At 45.0% G+C, this 17,493-nt stretch carries 13 protein-coding genes; 3 read left to right on the top strand and 10 right to left on the bottom strand.

Going from position 1 to position 17,493, the window contains the following annotated elements; genetic code table 11:
• Positions 1-2: 2 nt before the first annotated feature.
• The 4 genes from SWH54_09915 to SWH54_09900 form a co-directional block, all read right to left on the bottom strand.
• Positions 3-614: a penicillin-binding protein activator LpoB gene (locus tag SWH54_09915; GenBank protein ID MDY6791573.1), complete on the bottom strand. Its 612-nt coding sequence runs from the start codon at positions 612-614 to the stop codon at positions 3-5.
• A 387-nt stretch (positions 615-1,001) separates the two neighbouring features.
• Positions 1,002-3,020: a hypothetical protein gene (locus tag SWH54_09910; protein MDY6791572.1), complete on the bottom strand. Its 2,019-nt coding sequence runs from the start codon at positions 3,018-3,020 to the stop codon at positions 1,002-1,004.
• The gene (locus tag SWH54_09905) at positions 3,017-3,418 is read right to left on the bottom strand and encodes a hypothetical protein (GenBank protein ID MDY6791571.1); all 402 of its coding nucleotides are present in this window, start codon (positions 3,416-3,418) and stop codon (positions 3,017-3,019) included. Before SWH54_09905 ends, SWH54_09910 begins: the two co-directional genes overlap by 4 nt.
• Before the next feature lie 9 nt (positions 3,419-3,427).
• Complete coding sequence (locus tag SWH54_09900) at positions 3,428-5,428, bottom strand: universal stress protein (GenBank protein MDY6791570.1); 2,001 nt, start codon at positions 5,426-5,428, stop codon at positions 3,428-3,430.
• 507 nt (positions 5,429-5,935) lie between these two features.
• Between SWH54_09900 and SWH54_09895 the strand changes: the two genes are divergently transcribed.
• The 3 genes from SWH54_09895 to SWH54_09885 all read left to right on the top strand — a co-directional run bounded on the left by SWH54_09895 (position 5,936) and on the right by SWH54_09885 (position 10,915).
• Positions 5,936-7,633 (top strand): acyl-CoA dehydrogenase, encoded by a 1,698-nt coding sequence (locus SWH54_09895; protein ID MDY6791569.1) that lies wholly within the window; start codon positions 5,936-5,938, stop codon positions 7,631-7,633.
• Between the two features lie 565 nt (positions 7,634-8,198).
• Positions 8,199-8,750, top strand: a complete 552-nt coding sequence (locus SWH54_09890) for a lactate utilization protein (GenBank protein MDY6791568.1) — start codon at positions 8,199-8,201, stop codon at positions 8,748-8,750.
• An 8-nt stretch (positions 8,751-8,758) separates the two neighbouring features.
• The gene (locus tag SWH54_09885) at positions 8,759-10,915 is read left to right on the top strand and encodes an LUD domain-containing protein (protein MDY6791567.1); all 2,157 of its coding nucleotides are present in this window, start codon (positions 8,759-8,761) and stop codon (positions 10,913-10,915) included.
• A gap of 278 nt (positions 10,916-11,193) precedes the next feature.
• On the opposite strand, the gene SWH54_09880 is transcribed toward SWH54_09885, so the two are convergent.
• From SWH54_09880 to SWH54_09855, 6 genes are all read right to left on the bottom strand, one after another.
• Positions 11,194-13,848: an AAA family ATPase gene (locus SWH54_09880; protein MDY6791566.1), complete on the bottom strand. Its 2,655-nt coding sequence runs from the start codon at positions 13,846-13,848 to the stop codon at positions 11,194-11,196.
• Positions 13,845-14,564, bottom strand: a complete 720-nt coding sequence (locus tag SWH54_09875; protein MDY6791565.1) for an adenylate/guanylate cyclase domain-containing protein — start codon at positions 14,562-14,564, stop codon at positions 13,845-13,847. Before SWH54_09875 ends, SWH54_09880 begins: the two co-directional genes overlap by 4 nt.
• 465 nt (positions 14,565-15,029) lie before the next feature.
• Positions 15,030-15,464 (bottom strand): MaoC family dehydratase, encoded by a 435-nt coding sequence (locus SWH54_09870; protein ID MDY6791564.1) that lies wholly within the window; start codon positions 15,462-15,464, stop codon positions 15,030-15,032.
• Positions 15,465-15,668: 204 nt separating this feature from the next.
• On the bottom strand, positions 15,669-15,995 hold the full coding sequence (locus SWH54_09865; protein ID MDY6791563.1) for an AzlD domain-containing protein: 327 nt from the start codon (positions 15,993-15,995) through the stop codon (positions 15,669-15,671).
• Position 15,996: 1 nt separating this feature from the next.
• The gene (locus tag SWH54_09860) at positions 15,997-16,734 is read right to left on the bottom strand and encodes an AzlC family ABC transporter permease (GenBank protein MDY6791562.1); all 738 of its coding nucleotides are present in this window, start codon (positions 16,732-16,734) and stop codon (positions 15,997-15,999) included.
• Positions 16,735-17,297: 563 nt separating this feature from the next.
• Positions 17,298-17,493, bottom strand: a 196-nt coding sequence (locus SWH54_09855) for a hypothetical protein (protein ID MDY6791561.1), incomplete at its 5' end; no start/stop codon positions are given.

The raw sequence follows: 17,493 nt of genomic DNA, 5'->3' as shown, positions 1-17,493 counted from the left end.
TCCTACCATTTCACACTTTTCTTTTTAATCAGCTTTTTAATTTTCTTTTCTCCGATCCATACTTTAACATTGGATGCCAGATCGATCAGTTCAAGATTGGTCTGATAAAACATGACCGCTTTTTTACCGATATCATCTCGAATGGTATTGATCACTCCTATGAGCATGAAATCCGCACCTGTTTCCTGGCCCGGGCCTTTCATGGTTTCATCCGATGCATGTTTGGCCATATCCTTTCGTTCTTCGCGTATCCCGGCTCTTTCTCCCTTGGATGCCACGAACCGAACCTGCCCTGAATTGATCAAAGCTCTTTCCAGATCTTTAACAAAGGTTTGCACATTGATATGCTCATGGCTTCGGTTTTTAACACGACCAACAATAACCGTGGGTTCTCCCCCATGTTTAATCTTGAATCGTTGAAGCCACGGCCGACCAAGGCAATCCTTGATCATTTCTTCAGATACCATTCTTGAATCGGCATCATTCCATCGTCCGCTAAGGTCAATGGTCGTATCTACTGCTTTGCGCTCAATGACCGGTGATGAGGCACACCCTGCCATTAAAACAGTGATGGCCAATAATAGAATTATTATTGCAGGTTGATGACGCTTCATTTTTCCTCCTTACACACCATTTCCATGTGAGTTGTTTGTGCCTGAGGCTCTACATCCGCCAAATACAAAGACGCAATGCGAATCATAGTAAAATATTTTTTTGTGTCAGTGTTGGTTGAACGCATCCTGAGTTTGAATTTCACGGTTGATGGTGGTTTTAAATTGTTTTCCACCGTTCGGTCCTGAAAAGTATATTTAAATAAGACCTGGGTGTCAATCTAATTTGGTTACAGTATATATTGGAACAATGGTAAGCGCAATGATATATATCACAGTATCAGTGTGAAATCCGTCACACGGCTAAAAAGCAGATTAAGATTTCCCTTAAGCAGAAAATAACGTAAAATCGAACGGTTGAGTATGATTTTGAATAAAAAACAGCTTGCTTTAGGTTTCATGATCATTTCTGCTTAGCTGAATCAAGACACCTTTTAAGGCTGAATCCGCCTTTCCCGATGGCCAGGTCTTTAATGGGCGGGATCCGACCGGGCGAAACGGCAGGTCAGTATCAATGCCAAGAAGATAATCCGGCTGGTAAAGCGCAACTTTGTTTTCAGCGGCTACTTTTTGTGAAGGCAACAGAAAAAAGTCGACATCCTTGCAGGCCAGCATAAAGGGATATATTAAAGAAGGGTTTTTGTAGCAGGCCCCGACTTTCGATCCCCTAGCGAAGAGGCCGGCACATTCGGCCACCCGGTTATCCCCAAAAAGATGTTTTGCCGCCGCAAAACGGTCACGTCCCCAGTCGTTGCTCACCCACACACTTTTTTCTGCGGCTTCATGAAAAAATTGAGCGGAATCCAGATAATTACCGGCAGCTAAATTGATCATGCCAATACGTACAGGCTCAATCCCGACAATCGGCTTCAGCATATTGCAGGAACATGCATATACCATAAGCAAGGCGCTTGCAATTTGCAGGCCCTTTTTGCCGCGTTTGGTAAATCGCCAGGGGGGAAGGAAAAACGCGATGCAAAAACCACCGCATGCGTATAATATGCTGAAAAAACGTACATTTTCGGAATTCCAGGCCGGGATCAACACCAGCAGGAATAGATAGCCAACCAGTGCAATTGCCGTTGATTTCAGTCGCCTTGGCCCGCGCACCAATGCATAAATAACAGCGGGTATGACCAGCAAAAAAGCGAAAGGGCCGAACCATGATAAAGTCTCGGCAGGCACCCAGGCTATTTTAAAAGAAGCTGCTGCTCCGATGTTTCCCCAAAGGGGTGCAAATAAAAAATCGTAAATTTTTTGAAAACTGTCCGCCATACTGAAATGAACCATCCATTGACAGATATGATTTATCGGTCTGGTAAAATGAGCGCTTTCAATGAAGTAGCGAATCATATTTGCCAGCGCTCCCAAAAGGCCATCGGTGTTATATGCAAAATCCGACGTGCTTTCCTTGGCCAACCATCTTCCCCGGTAAACCCAATTGTATAAAAAAAGCCAGCTTTGGGAAAAGATCGCGGCCGGAAGCAAGGTTAACAGTGCGGACCATTGATGAGCTTTAATCAGTTTCCACCATGCCAAAGCGCCATGGCGGCGGAAAAGCAGGATCAGTGAGAGCGGCAAAATAATGGCGGTGAAGGCCAGACACATCCATTTTCCCGAGATACAAAACAGGATACTGAGAAATAAAAAAAGCAGATCCTTTATATTTGGCTGTTCTACCACGCGATAAATGGCCAGAAGACAGAAAACAGCAACAGCTGCGGGAATGATTTCGTACCCTGGAGAGGTTGCCATATATACAAACCTGGGAAAACTCATTACAAGCATGGTGACGGTAAAAGCCGTTGGGGGCCATGAATAACGTCGGGCAAGGGCATAAGTGGAAAAGCCAATGGAAAGATAAGCCATTATGCCCAAAACACCGATCCCCATATCCGTATGAAAACGTAGAAAAAGATGGGGAAGAAGAAGAATATTGACCGGAAAAAGTGCCTGATTTTCGTTAGCAAAAAGGGTGTCCTGTTGTTGGAACCTGAGGACCTGTCCCAGGTTTTCCCAGTAAACACCCGCAGGTGGAAGAAGAAATGCCTGGGTGGCGAGATAGCCAAAGCAGATTAAAAGAACGGTGCTTGCAACCGGATGTCCTGAGACAAAGGTCCGTATGGTAAACCAGGCCTGGCTGACATATCGACGCAACCGGTAGGCTGCAATGGCAGCCAGTATAGTGACTGCAGCCTCTGCCCCCATGGAAATGGTTGGGTTTCCAGCCAAAAAAGCAACCTGCAGCAGGAATGACGGCAGCATAAGTGTAAGTATTAAGGCATAAGCAGCCGCTTCGGCAAAAGTATGTCCCCAGCTTTTAAACATGGCGAACCCGGCCAAAAGCAACAATCCAATTTCAACGGTAACTGCAGCTGCCGCCATTACACCCAATAGACTATCGGTCACTTGTTAATCTCACAATTTTTCTTTTCCATCGAGTCAGTTCCAACAGAACTTTTGTTTTTTCCTGATATGATTGCCTTTCCCTCTTCTTTTTCTTTCAGGCTTTCGACTATTTCTATCATAAAATCTCTCATATCGGTCGCCAGGCGGAGGCACTCAGGACAGTAAACCTTTTTTTTAATCTTGGCATGGACGTTATTCTGGTGCCAGTACCAGGGAATATATGGGGATCCCTTACAAAATTTTTTCCCGGTATATTCGGCAATGGGACATCCGATACACAAAAGCATGTAGAAAATTCTGCATGGGGGACAGTCGAGCACCCCCCCATCCGAACCTTTACCGTCGATAATCCGGTTCCATTTTGCTACCGATGACTCCATGATCTTAATTTTATTCATGAGATCCCCCTACAGGTTTTTCCAGAACTGTTCATGCACATGCTTGCAACGCTTGAAAACGTAATCGAATTTTTTCCGGCTATCCCTGCCTTTCAGTTCCGGTATTGGGCAAAGCGTATGCCCTGCCAGCTCATTTAAAACCTCCTTTACACATTTACCAATGGTTTTTAGGTGATATCCTCCCTCAAGGGAAAAAACCAGTTTTCCGTCGCAGCAGATGTCTGCTGTTGTCATGATAGACCGGGTCAGTCCGGCAAAACCCTTGGTGGTGATTTTCATTTTACCCATGGGATCGCTTTTATGGATATCAAAACCGGCAGAAACGAGGATGAGTTCCGGTTGAAATTCCAGGGCAATGGGTCTGAGCAGTTTTTCATATATAGCGATAAATTCACCGTCTCCATAGCCTTTGCCAAGGGGGACGTTTACCGTATAGCCTTCCCCCCTTCCAAGCCCGGTTTCGGTAAAAGAACCGGTGCCGGGAAAATGAGGATACTGATGGGTGGAAAAAAATAGAACCCGGGGGTTTTGCTCGAAAAAATGCTGGGTTCCGTTTCCGTGGTGGACGTCAAAATCGACAATAAGAATTCGTTTAAGCCCTAAATATTGATGTGCAAACATGGCGCCTAAGGCCACATTGTTAAACAGGCAGTATCCGATACCGCGGCTCCTTTCGGCATGGTGACCGGGAGGCCGGATCAGGGCAAAGGCATTTGTCAATTCACCTGAAACCACTCTGGAAATGGCTTCAAATAATCCTCCGGCAGCAAAAAGGGCCGCTTCATAAGACCCCGGTGAGGTATGGGTATCAGGTGTTAAGGAAAAAGCGTCTTTGCCTGCCGTGGAAGCAATTTTGTCGATATACTCCGGGGAATGCAGCAGAAGGAGCTCTTCCCTTTCAGCGGGCCTTGGATCAAGGGAGACAAAATACCCGTCCATATCCGGTTCGTCAAGCATGGTATAGATCGCTTCCAGTCTTTGGTGACTTTCAAGATGACCCTCTCCTGTTAAATGGTTTAAGTATCTTTTATCCTTCACAATTCCGGTTTTCAGTCTTTTTTTATTTCTGGTGTTTCCATCTGCCTTTCGGCCAGGGAAAACGGTCGGCGGTACCGCCAACACAGAACACGGCGCACAGCGGAGCACAGCCTCGGTGGTAGAGCCGATTATCATTTTTCCCAAAGCGCCACGATGACGAACACCTAAAACAATCAGATCAACTTGGTTTTCGGTTGCATATGAACAGAGTCCTTCAACGGGGAGTCCGTGAACTAGAACGGTTTTCAGGTCACAGGCTTTGGCATCTTTTTCAGAGACGAGATTTGCCAGTTTGTTACGTAATTCATCTTCTAAAAATTGCTGTACCTCTCCATAGGGTGCATCAGTTGGATTCACAATGTCCTCATCCATTGGCGCTTCAATGGCATGCAAAAGGTACAGTCTGGCATTAAATTTATGAGCGAAATTCAGGGCGTATTCGATAACCTCTGGTGATTCGGATGAAAAATCGCAAGCCGTTAAAATTTTTTTGATTTTAAGCGGTGTTTGTAAAAGGTTTTCTTTGGGGAGCATTTTTTCAGCCACCCGGGTCACCAGGAGGGGTCTGGTAAGCCTGCGGGCCATCCGCTCAATCACCGTTCCGATCACAAGCCGTTTCCACCCGGAAAGCCCATGACTGGCTGCAACAATCAGATCTACATCCTTCTCATCGGTCAAACGGGTGGTTTCATCTACAGGTTCACCGTGCGTCACCAGGGGTTCCCAGCTTAGTCTCTGGTTTCGCATAAACTGATTGATTTTTTTTAAAGCGTATTTTTCCTGCTCTTCCTGCTCACTGCCCCGTGCAGATGAAGCAGTGCCGTATATTTGATTACGCGGAAAGCAAATGGTGTGGGATACTAACAGATGGGAATCGAATCGAAGGGCCAGGTTAATTCCGTAACGCAATGCAACCGTGGAAAAGGGTGAAAAATCGGTGGCACAAAGTATTTTATCCAGCCGGATACTCATTGGTTCGGCCCTCTTGTGGGAACCCTGCTTCAAACCGTGAGATCTTTAAATCAGTTTGCCAAAGAGGAAACAGCTTCAGTGGAGGGAGCTTTTGCCTTAGATCTCAAGCCGGGAAATACAGTCATATGATGAATATAGCAAGCGCTGGAATAGATAAGAACTCCTTTTTGGTAAAAGAAATATAGAAAATTGAAAGTTATATGTCAAGTTGTAACGATGTTCGGTAACGTCGGTTAATTCCGCCCGAATCCGTGGTAAGAGGACATTTCTCCGGTTTAAAATTTAATAAAGAAAATGACGTTAAACGTGTGCAGTATATCTATTCTTGATTTATATTGCACAAATTGCTTATATTGCCTTTAGCGTAACTACCCAGGTGGATAGGCTGAAGACTGTGAGAGAAAAGCGCATTTTAAACCCATGTTTGATGAAACCAGAATTTATCAGCAGTTACCACGGATGAAAACAAAACAAATTATAGTTGATTACTAGTGCAAGGAGAAAATGATGATTCTTTTAAACCCCAAGATGCAGAAGTATGAGCATCTCGATGAAAGATCAACGGAGATTATGCTGAAAACCATCGCGTTTTTTGAAAACAAAGGAAAGAAAAAACTTAAAGAAGACGACCATGAGCGCATATGGTATGCCGATTTTATAGAGTTTGTAAAAAAGGAAAAGATTTTTGCAACTCTTATGACGCCGGCCGGATACGGGGACGAAGATTCCCGGTGGGATACCTTCCGTATCTGCTATTTTAATGAGATTCTCGGTTTTTACGGGTTGAGCTACTGGTACACCTGGCAGGTCTCCATGCTGGGATTGGGTCCCATCTGGATGGGAAAAAATGAGGCGGTAAAGCAGAAAACTGCGCAATTGTTGAAAGATGGCGGTATATTCGCCTTCGGTCTTTCTGAAAAAGAACATGGTGCCGATATCTATTCAACAGATATGATGCTGACCCCGCTGGGTGAAGGAAAATACATGGCGGACGGCGGAAAGTACTATATCGGAAATGCCAATGAGGCTGCCCTGGTCTCCGTATTCGGGAAAAATTCAGAAACCGATGAGTATGTCTTTTTTGTGGTCGATTCACAGCATGAAAAGTTTGATCTGGTTAAAAACGTCACCAATTCACAAAATTATGTGGCTGAATTTGGGCTTCATTCCTATCCCATCACAGAGGAAGATATCCTTACCGTGGGCCGGGAGGCATGGGATTCGTGTCTTAACACCATCAATATCTGCAAGTATAATCTTGGATGGGCATCAATCGGTATCTGCACCCATGCATTCTATGAAGCCATCACCCATGCGGCCCATCGCAGGCTTTACAATAAACAGGTGACAGATTTTCCCCACATTAGAGGATTATTCGTGGATGCATATACCCGCCTGGCAGCAATGAAGCTGTTTGCTTTAAGGGCTTCGGATTATATGCGAAGTGCAGCAAAAGATGACAGACGATACCTGCTTTACAACCCCATGGTAAAGATGAAGGTCACCACCCAGGGTGAGGAAGTCATCAATCTGATCTGGGATGTCATCGCCGCCAAAGGCTTTGAAAAGGATATGTATTTTGAATCGGCGGCAAGAGATATCCGGGCGCTCCCCAAACTGGAGGGGACCGTTCATGTAAATATGTCGCTCATCATTAAATTCATGGCAAACTACTTTTTTAATCCTGATGAATTTACGGCGATAGCGAAACGGGATGACCTGAGCAATGACCAATTTCTTTTTAACCAGGGTCCTACAAAGGGGCTGGGGGGTATCCGTTTCCACGATTACAATCTTGCCTATAACAGCATCGAACTTCCCAATGTAAACGTATTCAAATCACAGATAGAAGTTCTCAAGGAATTTCTCCTAAAAGCCACGCCCGATAAAGACCAGGCAAAGGATATCGATTTTCTGCTGACACTGGGGGAGCTTTTTACTCTGGTTGCTTACGGACAGCTACTGATTGAAAAGGCAAAGCTTGACAATGTTGAAGATGATCTTCTGGACCAGATGTTTGATTTCATGGTCAGGGATTTTTCCAAATTTGCCCTCCAGCTTTATTCCAAGACGAGCAGCACCAGTCAGCAGATGGAATATTGCATGAAAATGATCAAGAAGCCGGTCGCTGATGAAAAGCGTTTTTCCAGGGTATGGAACGATTTTGTTTATGTATTGAAAGATACCTACCAAATGAGTGAGTAGGCTCTAAAGGTTACAAGGTGTGATATACCGTGGAAAACGGAGAATAGGTGCCGAAATGACAATGAAGCTGGCCAAGGCTTGAAGCGGCGGCCCTCAGTTTAGGTTTAATTTTCAGAGTAACCGGGAAGTAAGCCGATTAAATGATAGCAATTTTGAGAATATTGGCTTTTTTACTGTTTCTTATAAATTTTCTTGCCCGACTGGACACAACGAAGCCTGAGACCAAAGGTTCGACCGGGGAATTGCCTATGGGCCCGTTACAATACTTAACAATCCTATCTGGAAATGAGCGTACGGCAGCTATCTCGCTTCACTTGGTTTTGAGCCAGCCCCAAAGAACAAAATCCCACGGCAGCGTTGATCGCCTCTGCCTGTATGGGTTTAACTGAGAAGATAGGGGGCGTGTAAGTCACTGATCTTATTTATTAAGTATTGTAACGGGCCCATAGGCAATTCCCCGGTCGAACCGAGCTAAGATGGAAAAACGACTGTTTGTTTCTAAAGAATATATTCCGTTTTAAACGATCTCTAATACACTCAGACAGTTTTCTCATGCGGAGGTCCCATGCAACACACAGATATCATTCAACGAATGAAAGAAAAAGCCGAAGCCGTCCAGACCGTTGTCGCAAAAATTAATCGTATAGAAGACGCTTTTCATTACACCGTTGATTTAACACAGAAACAGGAAGGCAAAACAATTGCTGCCACCGGACTAGAGACTCAAGAGAGAGACCTTTTAAAAAAACAGTGTCAAACGGCAGGGCTTAAATTACTAAAATTTCCCTTAAGGCCGCATGCCAATGAGATCCACACCTCTCTTACCCCTGTTGACTGGGGTATCGCTGAAACCGGCACGCTTGTACTTGATTCAACAGCAGAGGATGTTCGGATCGCTACCATGCTTGCCGAAATCCACGTGGCCGTGTTGCCGGCTTCAAAAATCAAGCCGGACAGCGCCAGCATTGAAAGCGAGATGAATGCCACCTTAACAACAGATGCTTCCCTATATTATGCCTTTATTACCGGTGCCAGCAGAACGGCAGATATCGAGCGGGTGCTGGCTATCGGTGTCCACGGTCCCCAGGAATTGCACCTTCTTATTATGGAGGAATAGCAGGGATGATCAAAACAGCCCAGGATACGAAATCGTACAAACAGCAACTCAAGGAAGCTTTGGGAGATCAGTTCCTGCGAACCGCATTAGACACTTTCAATACAGTATACCGGAAAAACCGCCCCACCGTCTATCAAGGTATCGATTTTGAAGGGATCAAAAAGGAAATTGCTGCGGGAAAAGATGCGGTCCTGCCTCGTCTTATGGACCTTTTTGAAGAATTCAAAGTAAATGCAGAAGCGGCCGGAGCCAAGGTTCATGTTGCCCAAGATGCCCGTGAAGCCAATGAGATTATTGCTGATATTGGCAAAGAAAATAACGTAAGAAAGATCATTAAGGCCAAATCGATGACCGCCGAAGAAACCTTTCTTAACGACTATTTGGAAAAAGAAGGCTTTACTGTGACGGAAACCGACCTGGGAGAAAGAATTATCCAATTGCGACACGAGGGACCGTCCCATATGGTTATGCCAGCCATCCACCTTTCCCGATATCAGGTGGGCGACCTGTTCGAAGAGGTGACCCAAAAAAAACAAGACTCAAAAAATATCGATAAGCTGGTGAAAGTTGCCCGGCAAGAGCTTAGACTGGCCTTTTTAGAGGCGGATATGGGGATCAGCGGAGCCAATTTTGCCATTGCTGAATCAGGAACGCTCGGGCTGGTGACCAATGAAGGGAATATGCGCCTGGTAACCACATTACCAAAGGTTCATGTCGCGCTGGTAGGCTATGACAAGTTGATTCCTGACTTGAAATCGATGTTACGAATCCTCAAGGTTCTTCCTAGGAATGCAACCGGCCAGGCGATTACCTCTTATGTTACCTGGATCAAGGGTGCCACCGAATGCAGTTCTGCGCCGTCGAACCGTAAGAAAATGCATATTGTTTTTCTGGACAATGGGCGACTGGCTCTGGCCAAGGACACTGTTTTTGTGGAAGCCCTCAGGTGTATCCGCTGCGGGGCTTGCGCCAACGTCTGCCCTGTCTACAGCAAGGTGGGGGGACATAAATATGGTCATGTTTACATCGGGGCTATCGGTCTAATTCTAACCCTTTTTTACCACGGCAAGGAAAACGACCGGGCGATTGTACGAAACTGCATTAACTGCCAGGCCTGTAAAGAAGTATGCCCGGTGGATATTGATCTTCCTCATCTTATTAAAAAGACCTATCGAGCGGTATTGGATCAGGAAGGAAAAACACCGGTTAAAAATTTACTGCTGGCCAAGGTCATGAAAAACCGAAAACTTTTTCATTTTATACTGCGCCATGCCTATCTTGCACAAAAGCCGCTTGCCAAAAATAAGCCGATGATCCGGCACCTTCCGCATTTTTTTGAAAAGGAACACGGATTTCGCAGCCTGCCGGTGATTGCCAAAACTTCGTTCAGAGATCAATGGAAACAGTTGCGTCCTCAAGTGGTCCAGCCTAAATATACCATCGGTTTTTTCGCCGGGTGCGCCATCGATTTCATTTATCCTGAACAGGCCAAAGCGCTGTTTAAATTACTTAAAGGCCATGATGTCCAGGTGGAATTTCCTATGGAACAAACCTGCTGTGGATTACCTGCCTTAATGATGGCGGAAGAAGAAACAGCCAAAGAAGTGGCTCTTCAGAATATAAAGGCCATGCAGCCTCGAGATTACGATTACATTCTTACCCTGTGTGCTTCCTGTGCCTCTCACCTCAAGCACAATTATCCCAAGATATTTAAGGAGGATCCTGATACACTGGCCAGCTTAAAGTTATTCGCAGATAAAATTATTGATTTCAGTTCCTTTATGGTAAACGTATTAAACGTTTCTGCTGAAGAATTTGAGGGAATCCACAAAAAAGTCGCCTATCATTCCCCCTGCCATCTTTGCAGGGGTTTGCATGTTGTCGAGGAGCCCCGCAAACTTATTGAACTAGCCGGCTATGAATATGTACGGTCCAAAGACGAAGATGTTTGCTGCGGGTTCGGCGGCTCCTATTCAGTCGACTTTCCTGAAATATCCTCGGCAATCCTCAAAAAAAAGCTGGATACCATAGAAGACACCGATGCCCAGCTTCTGGTAACAGATTGTCCAGGCTGTGTGATACAGCTTCGTGGCGGAATGGACAAACGTAGAAGCAAAATTCAAGTCAAACATATTGCAGAAGTTTTGGCCGAAGGGAAAAAATAAGGATAAATCAAATATTGGATGAGCAAGATACACTTGACAGCCAAATTGACATGAAAAGTGTGCGGTGCATCTATTTTTGATTCATGCTGTGCGAATAGCTTATCTTTGAATCATCTTGGAGACTTTAAATTTGAAAGGCGTCCCAAGCCTCCCACAGGATTGATGTCAATACTTTTGACAGTTCATTTTCATAATAGATAATAGCAAATCAGCACTTTTATTGGAATCACTTAAAACACAAGATATTGAGTTTTAGATTTAAAAGAAATTTTTGAGGATTATGGTAATGAAGCCAGTTCCTTTTCATACTTTTCCACCCACCCATCAGCACCACATTCTTTGAAGATTTTAATTGCTGCAGAGAGTTGTTTCCCGGCTTTCGAAGTGTCGCCTTTTCGTTTAAAAAATTCGGCATACAGCACCCGGCTCTTTGCTAAATGCCACCTCATACCATTCCTGCTGTTCGCTTCTATGGCCTTTTTAATCCAGTCCTCCGCTTCAGATATGTGATGATCGTCTATATTCAACAAGATCTCACCCATATATCGCCTAATCTCTCCTTTATACACTTTTGTCTTAGCAGCAGAAATATAGCGGTAAAGAGTTTCTATTTTGAAGTCCTTTTCGCTGTTCAATATTTGAGCTCTCACCAAACCTATTTTACTCAATATATTAGCGGACGGCCAATTACCATACTGGTCAAAAAGGGTAACTGCCTTATGATAATGATCTTTCGCCTTTTGGTATTGTCCGGTTTCGAAGTAGACTTCGCCTAAGAAATGGTTGGACCCTGGTTCCCACCAGTACTGACCAAGTTTTTTACTGAACTCTCTACCTAAAGAAAGAAATTCCAACGCCTGTTGAAAAGAGCCTCTATCAAAGCATGAAACTCCTTGGCAACAATAGGCGAACGTCTTTGAATAAATATCGCCGCTTTCATCAGCTATCCTAAGAGCTTGGCGGTTTGTTTCATGAGCAAGGTCAATTCTTCCCTGATTATAATAGACGAGAAAACTTAAAAGGTTTTTAAGAGCTGCTTCTCGCCAGGGAATTTTCGTCTCCCTTTGGATTTTCTCCGATCTACCGATATTGACACCTGCCTCCTCAAAGTCGCAATTGTAAGCTTGAGCGCACCCGAGCCAATAACTGGCTACAGCCAGAGTACCTATGCCTTCTGTTTTTTTTGAAATTCTTAAGGCTTCCTCTAAGTGCCCAAATGCCTTTGGGAAATTTTCCTCTACAACAAACTCGCGTGTGCCAATTATGGTGAGTATTTGAGCTATCCTTTTATTATTACTACCTTTTAGAGTAAGTTCAACGATTGGCGCGATAATTTCTTGTGCCTTCTTGAAGTGAAGCATATCGATCATGAAAAGTCCGAGGATTGTTCTGAGATGAATGATTTCATTTATGAGACTATCAGTTCTGGGCAGCTTCTCAAGACACGAAACCCGCTTGAGTGCATAGTTAATCGCTTCATTCAATGATCCTGTCCTTTCTGCCCTCTTGCTTGTTAATTTTGAATACGTTGCTCCTTTCTCATAGTTTTCACCATCAGTGAAGTGCTCGGCTAGCATCACATAATAATGCTTGATAGTGTCTTTATACAACTCTTCAATGGCCCTGGCGATTTTTTTATGATAGACTTTCTTCCGCTTGGTCAATATGGAATCATAGACCACCTCCTGGGTGAGAGCATGTTTGAAGATGTAGGTCGATTGCGGATATATGCCTCTCTCGTAAAGAAGTTCTAAGTCTTTTAAGAGTGAAAGCTGAGAGAGTAATTCTTGTTCGGGTATACCCGTAACCTGTTTTATTAATTCGTAACTGAACTCCCTTTCGATGACGGACCCCGTCTGAAGTAGTTCTTTCGTACCCTCTGGCAGTGAGTCAACTCTTGCCATGATGACATCTTGTATAGTTGAAGGAATGGCCACATTTTGTATGTCTTTTGCCAGATGATATTTACTGTCCTTTCTTTCAATTACCCTTAGCGCCTTGAGGGACTCCACAAATTCCTCAATGAAGAAAGGGACACCTTCCGTCTTATCTAAAATCAGATCCTCAAGGTCACTGTCGATCTCCTCTGTGCCCAAAATATGGGCCACCATCACAAGGCTTTCACGGTTGGAGAGCCGATTCAAAGTGATTTGATTATGATAGGACCTGCCTCCCCAGGTGTGCACAAATTCGGGTCGGTAGGTGAATAGCATTAGTACTCTTACCCCCGGTATGCTCTCCAAAATATATTTTAATATATCCTCTGAAGTCTTGTCAGCCCAATGCAAATCTTCAAAGGCTAGAATCAGAAGTCTGATTTCAGAGCCTTTAAGAACAATTTGCTTTACTGCCTCCATAATTCGATTTTTTTTCGCCTCAGAGCTCATAGGTACCTTATCGATACCGCTGTTTTTGACAGACAAGAGTTCCAAGAAATACGGCAGAGTCAAGGATTCATCTAATCCCAATGTTTTTAGGCCTCTTTTAACTTTTGCCCTAATCTCCGCATCCCCATCGCCTTTCAGAATATCAAAGTTTGCTTTCAAAAGGTCTATCACAAGATGATAACCAACCCCCCTGCTATAAGAAAGACATTTGCCTTCTAAAAAGGTTACGTCTTCATTGGCTACAGACTTTCTGAACTCATAGAGGAGCCTGGATTTCCCCATTCCAGCCTCTGACACTATAGAAAAGGCTTGGCCTCGACCGGTCTTTGCACGTTCAAAACTATCTAATAGAAGTTCAAGCTCGCGCTTCCTTCCAACAAAAGGCGTAAGGCCTCTCTCTGTACTGACATCAAATCGTGTCCTTCTTGTGCTTGGAGCGATCGCTCTATACACATTGATAGACTCTTTCTTGCCCTTGACATCCCGTTTCCCCAAAGCTTCAAACCGGAAAAATCCCTCCGCAAGCTTGAATGTCTCTCCAGTCACGTAGCTGGTCCCCGGCTCTGCAGCCCTTCCATCCTGGAAGCCAGATTTACCGTATCTCCCACGGCCTTGAACTCCACGCGGAGGTCATTGCCCAGGGTGCCTACCACCACCGGACCGGTGTGAATACCGATCCGCATTTTGAGTTGTGTGATGCCTGGTTTCTCCTGCTTTAGTTTGTCGCTGAATTTGGACATCTCCCGGTGGATGGCTATGGCGGACCGGATGGCCCGCTGAGGTGACTCCTCCAAAGCGATGGGGGCTCCAAACAGGGCCATAATCCCGTCGCCGGTCATCTCATTGACCGTGCCCTCGTAAGTGTGGACCTTATGGATGAGGATCTCATAGATCCGGTCCATGATGCCATAAGCGTCTTCAGAGCCTAGTTTCTCAACCAGGCCGGTGAACCCCTCCATATCGCAGAACATCACCGTGACCTGCTTGCGTTCGCCTTCGATTTTATTCCTCTGGGAGAGGATTTTCTCTGTAAGGCCTTTGGGGAGGTAGCGCTGAATTTTGTCTATCTTTTCGTCAAAGGAAAGATCTTTGGGGATCGATTCAGAAGGAACAGTTAGGTTATAGCCGCACTGATCACAGAAGTTATCGCCAGGAAGATTTTCAGCACCACATTTTGTACAGTTGAGCGAAAATTTTTCCCCGCATTTGCGACAAAATATGGCCGCTTCTTTATTATCTGTCTGGCATTTTGGGCACTTCATTCTTGAAATCTCCCGTCAAGACTGGGGTGGGCATCAGATAAAAATCTTTGGAAAGAAATGATTTTCTTAGCTCCTGCCGGAGCATCTATAACCTGTCAAAAGCAAGGCTGGTAATTTTAAGTGGGTTCTCCATATTAATCTTTACCAAAATTGATAGATTATATTTGAGAAAAACCAGTATCTTTCAGGGGCAAGAGCATTCGGAAGTTTAGCATTGACTCAACGATAGGTAGAAAGTGTCTAAAAGAGATAAGAAATGAAATTGGTGAAGTGAGATTGAGCTTCATGTGAGCACAATATTAAAGTTTAAATATTATGGAATACCATGTAATGTCAAGAATATTTAGACTGGTGATATGGCAGACACCTGTCTTTTGGCCATGTCCTTTTTATAGACAGCTAACAGGGTACCATAGACGGTTTTCTTTCAACCCCTGTTTCGATACCTAATCAAATTCAAGGCCATCATTGTCGCCACAACTCTTGATTAAGCATCTCGCAAAAGGAGAACAACACACCGCGATCAGGTTTACTGAGGGAAGGTTTTACTTTGTGCACAGTTATGCGCAAGGTAAGCTTATCACCGGGGCGTACCGGTTTAAGCCAGCGCAGTTCATCTACCCCGGGGCTCCCCATGCTGGCAGGTCCTGGCAAGTAGTGTTCCACAAATAATCGCATGAACAGGCTGCACGTGTGCCAACCACTGGCGATGAGACCGCCGTAAACGGTTTCCTTAGCCGCAGTTGGATCTGTGTGAAAAAGTTGCGGATCAAATTTTTTACCGAACTGGACGATCTCATCTTCGGAAATTTCAATAGGACCGAACTCATGTACGGCCCCTTCCACGTAGTCTTCCAAATACCTCTGTTCCGGTGTGGTGTTGAATTGATTTTTACTCAATTGCGTTGTCCCTTTGCATATGAACAATGGTTAAATGATTTTATATCGAATATTCCGGCGCGAGCCTTTTGACAAATCTGCGGACTAAAGGTACCCTCATTGATTCCAAGGTGAGTTCCGGCAAACTCGCTCTATTGAAACCAGGTGCTTTGGGTCTTGGCAGCAGGATCTGTAGATTTGTCTGCAAACATTGTCACGCTTCTATTAAAAAAGAGTCAATAACCACTGGCACATCCCAAAAACAGCCATCCCGCCGACAATGGTTATCATCAAATTTTTGCTGAACCAGCCGATGAGCCCTGTAAAAACTGTGCCAACAAGGTAAGGGTTGGCAATTGATACCTGCAGCGTTTGCCCGTCGGGGATGAGTGCCATCGGCACAATAATGGCGGTCAGCACCGCCGGCGGTACATAGCTCAGGGCACGCTGCATGCCGGGAGAAAACCGGATATAGCCAGACAGCGGAAGGAGCCCATAGCGAGTGGAAAAAGTGACAAAAAACATGCCGGCAATTAAATAAACGGTTTCCATATTACTCCTCCCCGTCGGCCATGGCGGTGCACTGCAACCGTCTAGCGATGAACAATTCCGCAAGCACACCGGCAGCCATACCCAGAACCGATGCAATTATCAAGCCCAGTTTATGTGGCAGTCCGTTAAAAGCAAGGGCGCTCAAGCCGGACACCAATACCACGCAGTAGCTGGGTTTATCCTTTAGATAGGGAATAACCATGCCGACAAAGGCGGCCACCATGGCAAAATCCAGCCCCCACCCCCCGATTCCCTGCAACATGCGCCCTGCCTCCAGACCAAGCAAGGTGCATACATTCCAGTTGGCATACATGAAAAACATGGACCCGAACTGATACCAATGCTTATGGGGGCTCGTATCTTCCTGCTGCCAGCGCCGCACGGCCACAGCGAAAGTCTCGTCCGTTAAGCCAAAAGCCAGAGGCACTTGCCAACGTGACGGCAGGTGCCGAAGGTAGGGTAAAAGGGTCGCCGTATAAAGCAGATGCCTGAAATTAACCACAAATGTCGTCAGCACGATTATGGGCCAAATCGTTCCGGCACCCACCAACCCCATAGCGATAAATTGTGCCGAGCCGGCAAAAACAAACACCGACATCCCCATGGCCCCAGCCGCGGACAGCCCTGCACCGCCGGACAGGGTACCAAAAATAATACCAAATGGTATGGCCCCGATTATAAGGGGTAAGCTATCGCGTGCCCCGGACCAAAATTCTGTACGTCTGGTTCTGTCTTTCATAATAATATTCCGAACGCTAAATGAGAGTGGTGCGTTTTGAGTCAGCGCCAATTTATCAAACCGGCGATATTTATTTCAAGAGTTATACTGTTTCTCATAAATATATTCCGTTTTAAACGATGAAAAACTCGTATATAAGAGATCGTAAAGAAAGAACAGACTGACTTTATGATAATTTATTTTAGTAATAGAACTATTTCAATAAATTGAGCATATTGTACTTAAGTTCTTTCTTGACAATCTCTAATACACTCAGACAGTTTCCTCATTTAAAACGAAACATACTTATGAGAATTACTATATATGCTTAATGATAGTTACCCAGGGAAGCTCGCCATAGATAGTGTTGGTTTTTAGAGCTCATGGAGCGCGCCACATGTGGTGTTCGCTTGGAATCCAATATTTCCAGATAAATTAAGAAATGACCAACTATCGCCGAGCTTGTGACATCATCTTATGCGACGATGTCGCAACCATTTTTAGGCCTGGGAATATCTGGATAAAATCAAGGCTGTCCCCTAAGCTCTCCCGTGCATTTCAGGCTGCTGAAGCTTTCATTATCGTCAGACCGCTTCGATCGTTGAAGGGGGTTTCGGGGCGATGTTGTAGGTGACACTGACAATGCCCGGCACAGCGCGGATAATTACAGAGCTAAACCCCCAGCTAAGCTGGGGAGAATGGCAAAAGCTATGCTGAGTATTTAAAAAATGCTCCTTTTGGATTAAAGGTAACAGCGCTGATTCTGTGACCAAAATCCAA

The organism is Thermodesulfobacteriota bacterium (assembly GCA_034189135.1).
Taxonomy (GTDB): domain Bacteria; phylum Desulfobacterota; class Desulfobacteria; order Desulfobacterales; family JAUWMJ01; genus JAUWMJ01.
The sequence above is the reverse complement of the archived record's forward strand: the minus strand, read 5'-3'. Positions and strand labels throughout refer to the sequence as shown.